The following is a 16,600-nucleotide window of genomic DNA, read 5'->3' as shown; positions in this document are numbered from 1 at the left end:
CCCGCGAGGTCCGCCCTGTGGATGAACCCGGCACTGTGGATGACGGCGCTCACAGGGGTCTCGCGCTCACTCCGTCGCGGGTTGCGCGATGATCGACGATGTGGCTTGTGACGGCAGCGGTGTGATCGGACGTGCGCGATGACCGCGCCGCAGCAGCTGACCGATCGCTACCAGCTGGGTGAGATCCTGGGGTTCGGCGGCATGTCGGAGGTGCACCGGGCACGCGATCTCCGGTTGCACCGGGATGTGGCGATCAAGATCCTGCGCGCCGACCTCGCCCGCGACCCGAACTTCTCACAGCGGTTCCGGCGGGAGGCCAAGCACACCGCGGCGCTGAATCACCCCTCGATCGTGGCGGTGTATGACACCGGGGAGGCCCAAACCCAGAACGGCAAGCTGCCGTTCCTGGTGATGGAGTATGTCGACGGGATCACCGTCGGGAAGCTGATCCAGCGCCAGGGCGCGCTGCCCCCGCAGCGGGCGCTGGCGGTGATCGCCGACGTGTGTACCGCCCTGGAGTTCAGCCACAGCCGGGGCATCGTGCACCGCGACATCAAACCGGCCAACATCATGATCACCCCGGCCGGCACCGTGAAGGTGATGGACTTCGGGATCGCGCGGGCCATGAATGCCACCACCGGGGACCGGCTCACCGCGACGTCCGCCGTGGTCGGCACCGCGCAGTACTTCTCCCCCGAACAGGCCCGCGGCCACGAGGTCGACGCCCGCACCGACGTGTACTCGCTGGGCTGCGTGCTCTACGAGATGCTCACCGGGCAGGCCCTGTTCACCGGCGACACCCCGCTGTCGGTGGCCTATCAGCACGTCCGCGAACAACCGGTACCGCCGTCCCAGCGCCGCTCTGGGCTGTCCCCCGACATCGACGCCGTGGTGCTCAAGGCGCTGGCGAAGAAGCCGGAGAAGCGCTACCAGAGCGCCGCCGAGATGCGGGCCGACCTGCTGCGGGTCAGCCGCGGCAATCCGCCGGCGGCGTCGGCGATGCCGGCCGCGGACACCGACGAGACCCCCGACGCCCACGGTCCGCGGACCCTGCAGATGCCGGTGCAAACGCCGCGCACCGGGTCGCGGCGCTGGCTGATCGCGGGGGCGGTTGCCGCGGTCGCCCTGCTGGTGTTCGCCGGCGTCTACCTGGTGGGTGCGATGAACCGGGTCCAGGTGCCCGACGTGCACGGGCTGGCCCAGCAGGACGCCGTCAGCCGCCTGCAGGAGCAGGGGCTGAGCCCCCAGCTGGAGACCCGACCGGACGGTTCGGTCGAGTCCGGGCGGGTGATCGGCACCGACCCGGCCGCCGGGGCGTCGGTCTCCGCGGGCAGCGACATCACCGTCGATGTGTCGACCGGTCCCGAACAACGCCGCATCCCGGACGTCTCCCGACTGTCCTACAGCGAGGCGGTGCGGACCCTGCGCGACGCCGGTTTCGAGAACGTCCGCCGGATGCCGCAGGCGTCCACGGCCGAGGAGCTGGACCGGGTGGTCGGGACCATGCCGGCCGCCCAACAGGACGCGGCGACCAGCAACGAGATCGTCATCCTGGTCGGTTCTGGACCGTCGGCGCGCCAGGTTCCCGACGTCACCGGGCAGAACGTCGAGCAGGCCACCCGGAATCTCGGCACCGCCGGCTTCACCACGATCCTGCAGGCGGACGCCGACAGCGTCCTGCCCGCCGGGCAGGTGGCCGGCACCGACCCGCCGGCCGGCGCTTCGGTGGCCTCGGACGCCCCGATCACGCTGAAGGTGTCCCGCGGGAACCAGATCACCATGCCCGACCTGCGCGGCCTGTTCTACGGGGATGCGCTGGCACAACTGCAGGCGCTCGGCTTCACCGGTCCGCTGCTCAAGGGTCCCGACATCCCGGAGGCCGTGGCGGGTCGGGACCAGCGGGCCCGGGTGGTGCAGCAGGACCCGGCCCCGCGCACCGGCGTCAACCGGGACGGCACCATCACGGTGAATTACGGCAGCTGATTCTTGCGGCTTTCGATCTCGGAGAGCTTCGCCAGCATGTTGTTGTAGGCGGCCAGTTCGGCGTCCTCATCGCGGTCCGCGGCCCGGTCCATCCGTTTGGCGGCGCGGTTGTCGCTGCGCCGCCACTGGATGAGCAGGGCCAACATCACCAGCACCAACGGCACCTCGCCGGTGGACCAGGCGATCCCGCCGCCGAGCTTCTGATCGGCGAGCAGGTCGGTCTGCCACGGCAGGCCCAGCGATCTGTAGAAGTCGCCCGCCAGCACCGTCTGCATGCCCATCAACACCACCCCGAAGAAGGCGTGCAACGGCAACGAACCGAACACCATCCCCAGCTTGGCCAGATGCGGGATCGGGCGCGGCGTCGGGTCGACGCCGATGACGACCCAGTAGAACAGGTAGCCGCTGAGCAGGAAGTGGATGTTCATGGCCAGGTGGGCGCCATGGCTGTCGGCGGCCGCGGTGAAGATTCCGCCGAAGTACAGGCCGTAGAAGCCGGCCACGAAGATCACCGTCGCGACGATCGGGTGGGTGAAGAACTTCGATACCCGGCTGTGCAGGGCGGCCAGCAGCCATTCCCGCAGACCCGGCGGGTTGTCCTTGCCGGCCGCGGGTAGCGCCCGCAACGCCAGTGTGACCGGCGCACCGAGCACCAGCAGCACCGGCACCAGCATCGACAGCAGCATGTGCGCGGCCATGTGCATGCTGAACATCGCCGGCATGTACCGGCCGAGCCCCGACGAGGTGGCGAACAGCAGCGCGGCGCACCCGAGCAGCCAGGCGACGATCCGGCCGGTGGGCCAGGCATCCCCGCGCCGGCGCAACCGCACCACCCCGGCGATGTAGACCGCGGCCAGCACGATCGCCGCCGTGCCGAAGATGAGATCGAAACGCCAGTCGAACAGCACCCGGGCCAGGGTGGGCGGGCCGGCCAGGTCGTAACCGATCGCGACGGCGGTGACCGACGGCAGCTCCACCGGCGGCGGTGGCGGGGTGCGGCCCAGGGCGACGGCGAGTCCGAAGGTCACCCCGAAGACCAGCGACTCGACCAGTGCCAGCCGGATCAGCGGCCGCCGGGCGGTCGGGTCGGCGGCCAGCGCGCGAACGCTCTGCCGGCGCTGCAGCCAGCCGAGGGCGCCGAGCACCACCAGTGCGGTGGCTTTCCCGATCAGCAGCCAGCCGTAGGTGTACTGGAACAACTCGGCGGGACGCACCCGGACCAGGGCATTGACGATGCCGGACAGCGCCATCGCCGCGAAGCACCACAGTGCCATCGCCGAGAACCGGCGGGCGGCGAGATCGACGTGGTCACCGCCGCGGACGGCGAGCGCCCACAGCGCGAGCAGTCCACCGGCCCACACCACGCCGGCGATCAGATGGATGAGCAGACTGTTGGTCGCCACGTCGTGGGCGCCGCCGGAGGACGAGTGCCCGGTCAGGGCCAGCGGCAGCAACGTCACCAGCGAGCCGACCAGCAGCACCGGCGTCCACGACCAGCGCAGCACCGGAATGCTGATCACCGTCACGATCGCGGCCAGCAGGGCGGTCCAGCGCCAGGTGCCCGCGGTCTCCACCATGCTGGCGACCGTCCAGACATCCATCGGGTTGAGCCGGCTGGTCAGGGGCGCACCGGTGATGTCGGACACGGTCAGCGGCACCAGCAGCGCGGCGCAGACCGCCCACACCCCGGAGGCCACGCTGCCGGTGCGCAACGCCCGGTAGCCGCCCACGTCGAGCACCCCGCTGCGCTGCGGTGGCACCAGGAACGCCGCCGTCAGGAACGACCCGACGGCGATGGCGGCGGCGATCTCACCGGCCGCCCGAACGAACGGCAAGCCATAGGTGGTGGCCGGGCCGGGATCGGGCAGCCCGGTCGCGGCCAGCGCATCCACGATGGACAGCGCACCGATGCCGGCAGCGACCGCTCCGGCCAGCAGTGCAATCACACTCAGGATCGGCCACACGGCGCTGGCGCGCTGCGTTGGCGCGACGGTCGTCATGCCCTCCAGCCTAAGTGGGGCGCTGTGCCGCCTTCGACCGGAGTGAGGCTTGCTCGCGCGCATAGAACTGTTTCCGTGCGGCGGCCTCCACGGTGGTCACGTCGGCGAGGATGCCGCGCATTTCGCTCAGGAAGGCGACGCGGCGCTCCGAGAGATCCGGTGCCCGCCGCAGCAGATCCTGGTCGGCGGCGACCTGCCGCGCCGTGGCGAACAGCAGCGCCGACACCGACTCCGCATTGCGCACCCGGGCCTGCGCCACGTGCTGGCGGCCGACCCCGAGCGCCCGCTTGGTCAGGTCGGGTTCGGAGATCTCCGGGGCGGCGTCCCGCAGCACATCGGCCACGATCTCGTAGGCCTCGAAGAACGGCCGCAGCATCGCCCCGCCGAGCAACGGGCGTTTGGTCTGCAGCACCGCGTCGATACCGTCGGGCCCGGAGGCGATCTTCTCCTCCCAGTCGCTGACCCAGGACATCTCCGCGGCGATGTTCTCCCGGAAGGTCGCCGAGTCGGCGAAGTAGAACTCGAACTTGAGCAGATCCCGCAGCCGCATGATCTGCGCCCAGAACGCGTCCAGCCAGTCCGACTCCGCGCGGGCCGCATGCACCAGGGCCAGCTCGATGAGTGAGGTCTCCAGGAAGGCGTAGATGATCGAGTTCCGGTAGAACGCCGCCTCGTGCTCGTCATCCGGCGCGATCCGCCAGACGGGTTCGCGCCCACCGTCGACCCGCGTCACCGGATGCCCACCCGACAGCGCGTCCACCGCGGCCCGCACCCCCTCCGGGGTGCGCAACCGGAGCACACTGTTGGTCATCGGAAGTTCTTTGCGTTCCAGGTAATCCAACGTGTCCTGCAGGGTGCGGTGCAGCTGCCCCTCGGTGAGCGCCACCCCGCGTGCGGTCAGCAACAGCGCCGAGACCAGGCCGGTGGCGTTGACCGGGGTGACCCGAACGATGCGCCACGCGACCTCGATGGCCATCCGCTGCATGGCCAGCCGCTTGGCGTCCGGGTCGGTGGCGATGGGGCCGCCCGGCTCGCCGAGATACTGGCGCATCGACACCGCCTCGGGAAAGCGGACGTAGATCTTGCCGTAGTTGCGCTCCCCCTGGGCCTTGACGAAGTTGTACAGCCACTTCGCGCTCTCGGGTGTCTTCTCCCCGCCGCGGGCGTACTCCGCGTACTCGACGGTCTCGTGCAACTGGTCGAAGCTGATCGAGACCGGTTGCAGCAGAATGTCTTCGCTGCGGCCGTCGAGGTAGGCGTCGGCGACGTAGGACAGCAGACCGAGTTTGGGCGGCAGCATCTTCCCGGTGCGCGAACGGGTTCCCTCGATCGACCAGTTCAGGTTGAACCGCTTCTCCACGATGTAGCCGACGTACTGGCGCAGCACGTACTTGTACAGCGGGTCGTCGAGCTTGCGGCGCAGGAAGATGACCCCGGAGTGCCGGAAGATCGGGCCCATGAAGCCGAAGGACAGGTTGATCCCGGCGAAGGTGTGCACCGGGGGCAGCCGGTTCTCCTGCATGGCCACCGGGACGATGACGCCGTCCAGGTAGGACCGGTGCGAGAACAGCAGCACCGCCGGGTGGGTCTCCAGGGCGTGCCGCAGTGATTCGATCTCGGTCTGGTCGTAGTCGATGTCGGGGTCGAATCCCCGGCTGAAGATGGCGCGCCCCAGAGTCGGGATGAGATCGACCGAGAAGCGGCTCCACCCGGTCGACAGTTCGTCGAGCATCTCGCCGGCCTTCTCCACGGTGGCGCCCGGGATCTTCTCCAGGCCCTCCCGGAACCGGGCCGAGGCCAGCATCTCCGGCTTGACCAGACGCGGCGATTTGTATTCCGGCCCGAGCAGCCGCAGCTCCACCCGCTCGATCGCGAGGATGGCCCGGCGAATGACGAAGTTGGCGAATTCCCGCGGGTTTTCGGCGATGGTGGTGTCGTTCCACTGCTGCCGGAGTTCGGAGACCTTGGCCGGCTCGCCGGCCACCACCCTGGCCCGCGACGGATCCTTGCGCAGGATGCGCCGCTGCAGCAGCTCCGGGGGCCGGTAGGTGTCGCGGCCCGAGATCAGCGAGACGATCTTGGACCGGGTGGGCAGACCGGCGGGGACCCAGAAGATCCGCACCGGCACCACGGACCGGTCCGGGTTGGCTTCCAGCAGTTGCACCAGGCGGGCCATCAGAGCCGGCGGCTGGTCCGCGGAATGCACCGGGAAGACCAGCACCTCGACCCGGGCCTCGGGTCGTTCGCGCCGCTGCTGGCGCAGCCAGTCGTCGAGCAGCTGCTGTTCGGCCGGGGAGACGACGGCGGCGAGCACCAGCGTGTCGCCCGTCGGGATGAAGCTGGTGAAATCCTCGACGGCCGGCTTCACGCCTGCTCCCCCTCGCCTTCGGACCGGGCCCGGAGCCGTTGGTACACAGCGGCGTCGGGCAAGGTGTCTTGCGGCCAGGACAGCAGGGTGTCCAGATAGAGCTGGCGGACTTCGGCGATGCGCTCGACCAGGTTCGCACTGGTCCAGTCGTCGGTGGGGATCGGCGGATACACGGCGACGTCGACCTTGCCGGCATTGAACGTGCTGGAGTCGCGGGCGGCCACCACCTCGGCGTTGCGGATGACGATCGGCACGATCGGGATGCCCGCGGCCATCGCGATCCGGAACGGGCCCTTCTTGAACGGGCCCACCTCGGTGGTGTCCAGCCGGGTGCCCTCGGGGGCGATAAGAATGGAAAGCCCCTTGCGGGCAAGCTCTTCCACCTTGCGCAGGCCCTCGACGGCGGCCTGGGTGTCGTCCCGGTCGATGAACGCCGCGTCCATCACCTTGCCGAGCGGACCCATCAGCGGGTTGCGCTCCAATTCCTTCTTGCCCACCCCGGTGAAGTCGGTGTTGACCAGTCGGCCGGCGATCATCGGGTCGGCCTGGTTGCGGTGGTTGAAGATGAACACCGCCGGCCGCTGTTTGGTCAGATTCTCCTCGCCGAGCACATTGAGCTCGATGCCGGTGGTCAGCATCAGCAGCTTGCTCCAGTTGGAGGTGAAGAAGTTGACGCCGACGCGTTTGTTGCGGGTCAGCAACCCCAGCCCGACCGCGCCGGCGGCCACCGTCGGGATGGTGGCCAGGCTGGCCAGGGTGCGCAGCTGGGACACCGGGCTGCTGCCGCTGCGGCTGCTGAACTTCAGGATGGGCCAGCCGCGCCTGGCGGCCACCGCGGCCATCTTCCCCGCCGGATTGGTGGGTCGAGGGTTGCCGACCAGGTACATCAGGGCGACGTCCTCGTCACCGTCGGCGTAAAAGTAGCTCCTGGACAGGTCAACCCCGTTGGCCGCCGAGAAGCGTTGCACGGCATCGGCTTTCCCGGGACCCCAGATGACCGGTTCCTCGACCTCGCCGGTGATCAGGCCGCTCTCGTCCACCTGGAAACGATTGCTCAAGATGTTGTCGATGCCGAGAAAGCGGGCAACGGGCTCAACTTGCACCGTCAACGCCGATGAGCTCAGCACCACGGTGTGCCCGCGGGCCTGGTGGGCCCGCACCATGGCCCGCATCTCCGGGTAGATCCGGTCACGCACGTGCTGGATGAACAGGCGTTCTCCGAGTTCGTCGAGATCGGTGATCGAGTTCCCGTGCAGCATCCGGGCGCCCTTGCCGATCAGGTCCTCGAACTCCGAACGTCCGAGTTGATGGTTGATGCCGGCCTGCACCATCCCGATGAACTGGGCGATGCTCATCTGGCCCCGCCGCAGTTGGTCGCGGGTCATCAGGACACCGGTGAAGCCGGCCACCAGGGTGCCGTCCAGGTCGAAGAACGCGCCGATCTCGGGTCCTTCCGGGCTGGCCTCGATCTCGGCCACGGTGCCCGGAAGGCGCATGATCTTCGAGCCGCCCGACTGTCCGTTCGCCGAACTCATTGCGCGCCACTCCTATTCGCTGCGGTGTTACCGGTTGCCGGTTCCGGGGCACTGAAGGAGGCCGCGACGGCCCGCCCCGCTCCGCCGAGGGCGAGCACCTCGTCGAAACCCTGCAGCAGGCTGCGCGTCCATAGGGCGTCGTCGGCGAACGCGGCCCGGTCATAACGGGTGGTGACGGTGATGTAGCCGCCTCGGGAGACCAGCACCGTCATCATCGCCACGCCGGGCAGCGGGCCGAGTCCGTAGTGCCGCAGCACCTGCGCCCCGGCGATGAAGGTGTCCCCGGGGAACACCGGGACATTGCTGGCCTGCACATCCGAGTTGACCACCGAGCCGGCCATCGATTCCAGCACGGCGTCGGGCAGGAAGCTGGCGATCGGCGCGATCGATCCGACCATGTCGATGGCGCGTTCCTCGCGCTTGCTGGTCATCTGGGAGCGGATCGCCCGGATCCGGCGTTCGGGGTCGGCGATGCCGACCGGTGCGGCGAGATTGACTCCGGCGAAACGGTTTCCACCCGCCGGGTCGTCGTCGGAGCGCAGGTTCACCGGGACCGCCATCGGCAGCGTGTCGATCGGCATGCCCTTGGCCTCGTGGTAGAGCCGCAACGCCCCGCACAGCCCGGCCAGGTAGGCGTCGTTGATGGAACCGCCGGCGGCCTTGGCGGCCGTGTGCAGGTCGGCGAACACGATGTCGATGGCCTCGCTGCGCGAACTCAAACTGCGCCGGCGCAGCAGCGGCGAATGATCGGCCACCGGCCGGGACACCCGGGTGGTGGACAGCGCGTAATCGACGACGCCACTGACCGCCGACGCCGGGTCGCGCACCACATTGGTGACCGCGTGCACGGCGCCACCGAGCAGGCCGAGGGCGGCGTTGGTGATCTTGAGCGGTAGCCGGTTGATGCCCAGTTTCATCAGGTCGTTGGAGGACAGATCCTGCGGAATCGGCAGCGGCGCAGGCTCACCGGCCTCCACGTCACGTTCCAGGTTGTAGATGTTGGCGAACATCTCGACGGTGCCGACCCCGTCGGCCACGGCGTGGCTCAGATGCAGGATGGTGGCGGCCCGGCCGTCGGCCAGGCCCTCCACGAGGGTGACGCTCCACAACGGCCGGGTGATGTCCATCGGCGACTGCAGCGCGATCTCAGCCAGATCGAGCACCTGACGCAGGGTGCCCGGTTCCGGGGCCCGGACCCGGCGCACATGGAAGTCCAGGTTGAAGTCGGGGTCGACGACCCAGCGCGGCGCGGCCGTCGGCAGCGTCGGCATCACCACCTTCTGGCGCAGCCGCAGCACTTTGCGCGAGGCCTGCTCGAACACGGCCCGGAAGCGTTCCCAATCGGGGGTGGTGTCAAGCAATTCGACGCCCATGATGCCGGACCGGGTACGGGGATTGGCCTCACCGCGGTGCAGCAGTGTGTCGACACCGTTCAGTTTCTGGGGCAGCCCCGCCGCGTCCAACGGCTGATTGCTCATCGCGCGAACTCTCCTCCTGCCTGGCGCTCCCCGGGCGGCCGCCATGCAGCGTCCACGCTAGTCGGCGGCGCCCTGCCGCGGCGCGGCTTTCGTAGCTGTCGTCACGCGTTCACGCCGAGGCGCGGTTCCCGTCGATCGGGTACGGGAGTTTGTCCGGCAGCTCACGGAAGGCCGAGGCCTGCAGGATCCGTTTCTGCTGACCGTTCCTGGTCGGTGTGATCCGGAGATTGACGGACACGCCGTGGTCGGTTGGCCGGATGTAATAGCACTCGTCGGTCTCCGGGCAGTAGATGCAGATGGCGTCGATGGCGTCCTTGTCGATGGGTGTGCTGTGGACGCCGTGCCGGTCGGTCCAGGTGGACCGGAGGTTGAGTTTGATGGTGCCGGTCCGGCCGGACCGGTACTTCACCTGGACGCGATGAAAGGTCCCACCCGCGTACGCGACAAGGTCGAACGGAGCATGCTCGGTCGCGGGGAACAGGACGTAGAAACCCTTGGCTACGAGATCGGCGAACGCTTTGGCGACGCCGAGGTCGCCCTTGTCCTTGGTGTGATGTCGAACCACTGATCGCTCTTTTCGTCGATTGCGGTGCGAGTAGCTTCACGTCCTGCGGATCTGTTTCTGCAAGGGAACGGTCTCGGTGTAAATTACGGATGTCCGCTTGCCCCCGTGGCGCAACGGATAGCGCAGCGGGTTTCTACCCCGTAGGTTGCAGGTTCGAATCCTGTCGGGGGTGCCATTTCTCGATCGTTTGGCGTGTGCTTCTCGTTCTTGACCGCACGCTAACGCACACCTCCGACAACCTGAGGTCCGTCACCACTCGCTGGGCCGGTAATCCTTCAGGAAGCAGCCGTAGACATCCTCGCCGGCCTCGCCGCGCACGATCGGGTCGTACACCCGCGCGGCCCCGTCGACCAGATCGAGCGGCGCGTGGAACCCCTCGTCGGCCAGCCGCAGCTTGGTCGGGTGCGGCCGCTCATCGGTGATCCACCCGGTGTCCACCGCGGTCATCAGGATGCCGTCCTGCTCCAGCATCTCCTTGGCGCTGGTGCGGGTGAGCATGTTGAGGGCGGCCTTGGCCATGTTGGTGTGCGGGTGGCCCGGCCCCTTGTACTTACGGCCGAACTGCCCCTCCATGGCCGATACGTTCACCACGTACTTGCGCCGGGCCGGGGCGGCGGCCATCGCCGGGCGGAGCCGGCTCACCAGGATGAACGGCGCGGTCTGGTTGCACAGCTGCACCTCCAGCAGCTCCATCGCGTCGACCTCGTGCACCCGCTGGGTCCAACTGTTGATCGAAGCGGTGTCGGGCAGTAGGCCACCCGCGTCGATGGCGGTGCCGGCAGCGATCCGCTCGGGTGAAGCGCTACGGGCCGTCAGAGCCAGCTCGGTCACCGGCGGGCTGGAGCGCAGCGACTCGGGGAATGACGGCGCGTGCGGCGTCTGGTGTTCGGCGAGGCTGCCCGCCAGCGCGGCCGGGTGCGCATCGCTGACCCGGTCGAAGCTGACCACATCCACCTGCGCGAGCTCCGGCGGCGGGGTGCGCTCGGCCTCGACCAGCGCGGAGTACGAACCCGGGGCCCGGCGCACCGTCTGGGCGGCATTGTTGATCAGGATGTCCAGCGGGCCGGCTGCGGCCACGGTGTCGGCCAGCGCTACCACCTGTGCCGGGTCCCGCAGGTCGATGCCGATGATCCGCAGCCGGTGCAACCAGTCCGCGCTGTCCGGCATGGCGGCGAAGCGCCGCACGGCGTCGTTCGGGAATCGCGTGGTGATGGTGGTGTGCGCCCCGTCGCGCAGCAGCCGCAGCGCGATGTACATGCCGATCTTGGCGCGCCCGCCGGTCAGCAGAGCGGTCCGGCCGGTGAGGTCGGTGCGGGCGTCGCGCTTGGCGTGGCTGAACGCCGCGCACTCCGGGCACAGCTGGTGGTAGAAGGCGTCCACCACGGTGTGGTGCTTCTTGCAGATGTAGCAGGCCCGGGACTTGAGCAGCGTGCCCGCGGTGGCCCCGGTGGCCGACGAGACCAGGGGCAACCCCGCCGTCTCGTCGTCGATGCGGCCGGGCGCACCGGTGGCGGTGGCGGCGATGACGGCCCGGTCGGCGGCCGCGACCGCGTCGCGTTTGGCGTGCCGGCGGGCCTTGCGGACCGCCTTGAAGATGCCGGCGGTGGCACGGCGCACGGCAACGGCGTCCGGGTGCTCCGGTGGCAACGATTCGACGTCGGCCAGCACCTGCAGACACGTGCTGAGCTTCTCGGGATCGATCGCGGTCACCGGGAAAGGGTACGGCGGGCAGGCCCCGGGGACCTATTCGGCAAAATCAGAGCCCAGCCCAGAACTGGCTGAGCACCTCCGCCGCGCGGCCGGGATCTTGGATCATCCACCAGTGCCCGAGACCGTCGAGAACCTCGGTGCGGGCGCCGGCCCGCTCGGCCGCGCGTCGACGCATCTCGTCGGTTCCGACGAAGGTGTCCTCGGTCGCCAGAATCGACAAACCCGGGCGTTCGGCGGCGGTCTCCAGCGCGGCACCCGCCTGCGCGATGGCCGGTTGGGCCGCCGACCGGTACAACCGCAGGATCGCGACGGCCATATCGTCGTTCTGCGCGGCGACCAGCGCCGGAGCGATGTCCGGGCCGACACCCATCCCGGCCAGGGTGGCGGCGCGCTCCTCCGGCGTTCCCGCCATCAGTGCAGCCACGCCCTCTTCCCCCGCTCCGGGCGTCTGCCAGATCTGCGCCAGGTCGTGCCAGACGTAGTCGGGATCGAAGACGCCGACGATGTCGCTGACCCAACTGCGGATCAGGTCGGGCCGGTGCATGGCGACGTTGACGACGTGACCGCCGCCCCAGTCGTGTCCGACCAGGTCGATGGGGCCGTCGAGTTCCTCCAGCTCCAGTTCCAGCCAATCCCGGTAGGCCAGATAGGTCGGGTCGAAACCCTCGGGCAGCGGTGTACCGAATCCCGGAGGGGACAGCGTGACGACGTCGGCACGCCCGAGCTCATCGATCAGTGGTCCCCAGATTGCGCTGGTTTCCGGATTGCCGTGGACGAAGACGACGGTCATTCAGTCATCGTGCCCGACGGTGGTCAACCCAGTTCGTCGAACGCGGCATCCAGGGTCGGGCGGATGGTCAGGAACGCCGCCAAACCCACCAACTCGAGCGGACGACGTGTGACCGGCCCGTCGGCGACCACGATCAGCGGAACGTCCTCGGGCAGCCGCTCGTGGGTTTCCACCAGCAGCGACATGCCGCACGAGGCGAACATGGAGGTTTCGGTCAGGTTCACGATCACCGCGGTCGGCTGCTTCTCCAGAGCCGTGGCGACAAGTCGTTCCAAGTCGGGAGTGGTGAGCATGTCCACGACACCGGAGCAGTTGATCACCACGGTGGTGTCGTGCCATTCCTGGGCAGACACCAGGGTCGATGGGCTGGATACGAACTGGTCAGACATTCGGAAACCTCGCGGAACCGTCGTTTCGGGGCGCTATGTCTCGCGGGCTGCGGCTCAACCGGACAAGCAAGAACGCTGATCTATGCCGTTGAGCCTACGTCAATTCGCCCGTGGGCGTGACCTGTCACGCCCACGGCATGGCAGTCTCGAGTGCGAAATCTGATTCCACGCTCACCAGACGCAGCGTCACACCCTGGGGGTATCCCATTTCGCGGCAAGACACCGACGGCACCGTCGACGGACTGGTTCCGGTCGGCACGCCCATCGATCTGGACAACTGTGCCCGCGAGCCGATCCACATCCCGGGCAGCATTCAGCCCCGGGGCGTGCTCGTCGTGGTCCAGGAGCCCGATTTTGGGATCCGCCAGATCAGCGCGAATGTCGCCGAGTTGCTGGGGCACGCGGTCGACGACGTCCTGGGCCGGCACCTTTCGGCTTTACTCGGACAGGCTGAGGCCGAGCGGATCGTGCAGGCCGCGTCCGCGTTCGGTGACCTTCGCCAACGCAACCCACTCGAGCTGGAACTGTCCGTCGACGGTCAGGTCCGCGCATTCGACGCCCTGCTGCACCGCGAACCCGGCGGGGTGCTGCTCGTGGAACTGGAGATCGCCTACGGCGAGCGGCCCTTCTCGTTCCCCAACACCTATCAGGCCGTGCGCAACTCGGTCGAGGAACTCAACCGCGCCGCGACCACGACCGAGTTGTACGACACCACCGCCCGCGCGGTCCGCGATCTCCTCGGGTTCGACCGGGTGATGGTGTACCGCTACGACCAGGACTACAACGGCGAGGTCGTCGCCGAATGCAAACGAGAGGACCTCAACTCCTTTCTGGGACTGCACTATCCGGCCAGTGACATCCCCGCCCAGGCCCGCGCCATGTACGAGAAGAAGTGGCTGCGTCTGATCTCCGATGTCGGTTACACCCCGACACCGTTGGTGCCGCCCACCGATCCGGCCACCGGGACACCACTGGATCTGACGCACGCCACCTTGCGCAGCGTCTCCCCCATCCACATCGAATACCTGCAGAACATGGGCGTGCGGGCGTCGATGTCGATCTCCCTGTTGCGGCACGGCCGGCTGTGGGGGCTGATCGCCTGCCATCACTACGCCGGGCCGCACCTGCCGCCCTACGGCGCCCGCGCGGCAGCCGAATTCCTCGGCTCGACACTGTCTTTGCGGCTCGTCGACCGCTTCGATGACGACCAGCTGCGGGAACGCCTGGCGGCACAGTCGATGCTCGCGCACATCACCGCCGCGACGCTGAATGACAGCGAACCGGTCGCCGCGGCTCTGCTCGGAACCCCGAGCGTGCTCGATCTGCTGCCCGCCGCCGGCGTCGCCGTCAACATCGGCGGCGAGTACCGCACCCAGGGAACGGTCCCCGCACCCGAAACCGTTGCCGCGGTAGCCACCTGGGCCCGCACCGCCGGGGAGGACACCGGCACGACCGAATGTCTGTCCCGCGAGTTGCCGGCCCTGGACCTGGATCCACAGGACACCGCCGGCGCGCTCGCGCTGAACCTGCCCGACGACCAGTACGTGATCTGGTTCCGGCAGGAGGCGCTGCGTTCGGTCGACTGGGGCGGCGATCCGCACAACAAGGCCATCGCGGTGCAGGAGGGCGACGAGATACGGCTCAGCCCGCGCAAGTCGTTCGACCGGTGGCGCGAAGTCGTCGACAAGTGTTGTGAACCTTGGGGACCGATCCAGATCGAGTCCGCCGAGATGCTGCGCGGGCATCTCGTCGAAGAGCTCTACCGGCGCACCCGAAGTGCGCTGCGGGTGGCCGACATCGTGCAGCGCAGCCTGCTGCCCGAGTCGATTCCCACCGTCCCGGGTTGGGACCTGTCCACCGACTACCGGCCGGCGGTGGGCGGCCGGGTGGGCGGTGACTGGTACGACGCGTTCGTGCTGCCGGACGGCCGGCTGACGGTGGTGCTCGGGGACGTCGCCGGTCACGGCCTGGCCGCGGCCGGCGCGATGGCGCAGCTGCGCAACGCGCTGCGGTCGCTGTTGTTCGCCGGCGCCACCCCCGCGGACGCGCTGAACCAACTCAACGCATTCAGTCGGCATCTGATGGCGCGGGCATTCGCCACCGTGGTCGCGGTGCGCATCGATCTGGACAGCGGGCGCACCGAGGCGGCGTCGGCCGGTCACCTGATGCCCTACCTGACCGGCGGGCGTGCCCCGGTGACGCCGGCCCCCATCCAGCTGTCGCCGCCCATCGGGGTCAAGGGCGGCAGCTACACCCACAGCGAGTTCGGCCTGGAGCACGGCCAAGGCCTGGTGATGTTTTCCGACGGACTCGTCGAACGGCGCAACGGCACCATCGACGGTGGGTTGGAGCGCCTCGCCCGGGTACTCGACCGCGCGGGTCAAGCTGGCGCGCAGCAGATCTCCGCGGCGCTGGAGCCCGAGGACACCGACGACGACGTCACCGTCATCGCGCTGCGCAGACAGTGACCCACCGCCCGGATCGAACCGGCCGGACCCGCATCTCGTGTCCCCCACACCACGTCTCGACACAGGGGTCCGACATGCACAGTTTCCTTCGCCCGCGTCTCGATCTCGCCGCCGCCGGACTGGCCGCCGTCACCGCCGCGGCGGTGTTGACGGCACCGCCGCCCGCCGTGGCACCGCCGCCGCCCACGATCACCGCCGATGTGCGGCTCGCCGCCACCTCGGTGCCGCCGGGCGGACTCATCGTCAGCTTCTGGCGCAACCAGGCCGTCTACTGCTCGCTCATCTGCCCCCTGCTCGCGCAGACCGGAGTGACCGCGGCGGCCACGACGCTGCAGGCGCCCGGCCGGTTCCTCACCGCGCTGTCCGCCGGCGACGTCCTCAAGGCCGTGGGCGCCGCGGTCGCATCGGTGACCGGCCCGACCCGAGCCGCGGCGCAACGCGCCATCGACGTCGATCAGGCCATCCCTGCGCAGCGCGCGCTGAACGCCTTCGAGGTCGGCGTCGTCGGACTGCTCGACGTGTTACCCGCCGCCCGCGGCGGGATACCGGCGGTGGTGTCCGCACTGGACCGGGCCCGCCGGGACACCTATGCGGCGCTGAATCTGCCGTTCGTCCCGAATCCGGAGCCGACGGTGCAGCCGCGCGGGGTGTTCCAGGTCGCGGTCATCGCCGCCATCGACGTGGTGGCGGCGGTCATCTTCCCGGCCTTCAATACAGTGCTGGCCGGGGTGTTCGCCGTTCCGGATGCGGTGGCGCAGGAGCTGGCCCGGACGGGCAACCCGGTCCGTGCGCTGCGCGCGGGAGCGAACACCGCCGCCGAGGTGGTGAACACGGCGGGCGGGGTGATCAAACACGCAGTGGTCGACGCCGTCGACGACATCCGGGCGGCGGCCGACCCTCGGCAACAGGTGCCCTCGCAGCCGCCGTCGCGCACCGAGCGGCGAACCCCGACAGCCGTGGCCCCGAGTGCGGCGGCAGACGACGAGGTTGTATCCCGCGGTGAGGAACAGATCCCGCCGACGCCGCGCCGGCACCGACAGCCCGACCCGCTGCGCGCGACCGGCTCGGAGCTGCGCCCGGCCGAACAGGGTGCGGTCCGCGCGGCCCATCCGGGACCGGTCGGCGAGGAGACCGACACCGAGACCCACGCCGACTCCGGCAACACCTCGGCGCACGACGATTCCGGCGACGCGCCCGAGCACGAGGCCGGCGACGCTCATCGCACCGACCGTGCGGGTCCGCGCATCACCCGGCACCACGACGGGCAGACCGCGCAACGCTGAGGTGTGAGCCCGGCAAGATCCGGGTACTGGT

11 protein-coding genes and 1 tRNA gene are annotated in these 16,600 nt (G+C 69.2%); 4 read left to right on the top strand and 8 right to left on the bottom strand.

What is annotated here, in order from left to right:
• The first annotated feature begins 138 nt into the window (after positions 1 to 138).
• Positions 139 to 1,983 carry a Stk1 family PASTA domain-containing Ser/Thr kinase gene (pknB, locus tag V4U86_RS08480; RefSeq protein WP_395310811.1) on the top strand — a complete coding sequence of 615 codons (1,845 nt, stop codon included), beginning with the start codon at positions 139 to 141 and terminating at the stop codon, positions 1,981 to 1,983.
• On the opposite strand, the gene V4U86_RS08475 is transcribed toward pknB, so the two are convergent.
• The 5 genes from V4U86_RS08475 to V4U86_RS08455 all read right to left on the bottom strand — a co-directional run bounded on the left by V4U86_RS08475 (position 1,971) and on the right by V4U86_RS08455 (position 9,929).
• Positions 1,971 to 3,983, bottom strand: coding sequence for a cytochrome c oxidase assembly protein (locus V4U86_RS08475; protein ID WP_395310810.1), 2,013 nt, complete (start codon positions 3,981 to 3,983; stop codon positions 1,971 to 1,973). The two genes, pknB and V4U86_RS08475, sit on opposite strands and share 13 nt — an antisense overlap.
• 10 nt (positions 3,984 to 3,993) lie before the next feature.
• Positions 3,994 to 6,351 (bottom strand): glycerol-3-phosphate 1-O-acyltransferase, encoded by a 2,358-nt coding sequence (locus V4U86_RS08470; protein WP_395310809.1) that lies wholly within the window; start codon positions 6,349 to 6,351, stop codon positions 3,994 to 3,996.
• Positions 6,348 to 7,886 (bottom strand): HAD-IB family hydrolase, encoded by a 1,539-nt coding sequence (locus V4U86_RS08465; RefSeq protein WP_395310808.1) that lies wholly within the window; start codon positions 7,884 to 7,886, stop codon positions 6,348 to 6,350. The genes V4U86_RS08470 and V4U86_RS08465 overlap by 4 nt, the downstream gene beginning before the upstream one ends.
• Positions 7,883 to 9,364: a wax ester/triacylglycerol synthase family O-acyltransferase gene (locus V4U86_RS08460; RefSeq protein WP_395310807.1), complete on the bottom strand. Its 1,482-nt coding sequence runs from the start codon at positions 9,362 to 9,364 to the stop codon at positions 7,883 to 7,885. The genes V4U86_RS08465 and V4U86_RS08460 overlap by 4 nt, the downstream gene beginning before the upstream one ends.
• 109 nt (positions 9,365 to 9,473) lie before the next feature.
• Complete coding sequence (locus V4U86_RS08455) at positions 9,474 to 9,929, bottom strand: group I intron-associated PD-(D/E)XK endonuclease (protein ID WP_395310806.1); 456 nt, start codon at positions 9,927 to 9,929, stop codon at positions 9,474 to 9,476.
• 99 nt (positions 9,930 to 10,028) lie between these two features.
• On the opposite strand from V4U86_RS08455, the gene V4U86_RS08450 reads away from it, so the two are divergent.
• Positions 10,029 to 10,104: transfer RNA gene (locus V4U86_RS08450), tRNA-Arg, on the top strand.
• Positions 10,105 to 10,178: 74 nt separating this feature from the next.
• Here V4U86_RS08450 and V4U86_RS08445 read toward each other — a convergent pair.
• The 3 genes from V4U86_RS08445 to V4U86_RS08435 are packed head-to-tail and all read right to left on the bottom strand — an operon-like array spanning position 10,179 to position 12,818.
• Positions 10,179 to 11,639 (bottom strand): SDR family NAD(P)-dependent oxidoreductase, encoded by a 1,461-nt coding sequence (locus V4U86_RS08445; protein WP_395310805.1) that lies wholly within the window; start codon positions 11,637 to 11,639, stop codon positions 10,179 to 10,181.
• A gap of 46 nt (positions 11,640 to 11,685) precedes the next feature.
• Positions 11,686 to 12,429, bottom strand: coding sequence for an alpha/beta fold hydrolase (locus tag V4U86_RS08440; RefSeq protein ID WP_395310804.1), 744 nt, complete (start codon positions 12,427 to 12,429; stop codon positions 11,686 to 11,688).
• 23 nt (positions 12,430 to 12,452) lie between these two features.
• Positions 12,453 to 12,818 (bottom strand): STAS domain-containing protein, encoded by a 366-nt coding sequence (locus tag V4U86_RS08435; RefSeq protein ID WP_395310803.1) that lies wholly within the window; start codon positions 12,816 to 12,818, stop codon positions 12,453 to 12,455.
• Positions 12,819 to 12,955: 137 nt separating this feature from the next.
• On the opposite strand from V4U86_RS08435, the gene V4U86_RS08430 reads away from it, so the two are divergent.
• Together V4U86_RS08430 and V4U86_RS08425 are read left to right on the top strand one after the other, a co-directional pair.
• The gene (locus V4U86_RS08430; RefSeq protein ID WP_395310802.1) at positions 12,956 to 15,286 is read left to right on the top strand and encodes a SpoIIE family protein phosphatase; all 2,331 of its coding nucleotides are present in this window, start codon (positions 12,956 to 12,958) and stop codon (positions 15,284 to 15,286) included.
• Between the two features lie 74 nt (positions 15,287 to 15,360).
• Complete coding sequence (locus V4U86_RS08425) at positions 15,361 to 16,569, top strand: hypothetical protein (protein ID WP_395310801.1); 1,209 nt, start codon at positions 15,361 to 15,363, stop codon at positions 16,567 to 16,569.
• Positions 16,570 to 16,600 lie beyond the last annotated feature (31 nt).

It is taken from the genome of Mycobacterium sp. AMU20-3851, assembly GCF_043974665.1.
In the GTDB taxonomy this organism is placed as follows: Bacteria; Actinomycetota; Actinomycetes; order Mycobacteriales; family Mycobacteriaceae; genus Mycobacterium.
Note: the sequence above shows the minus strand (reverse complement) of the source record. Positions and strands in the feature narration are given on the sequence as shown.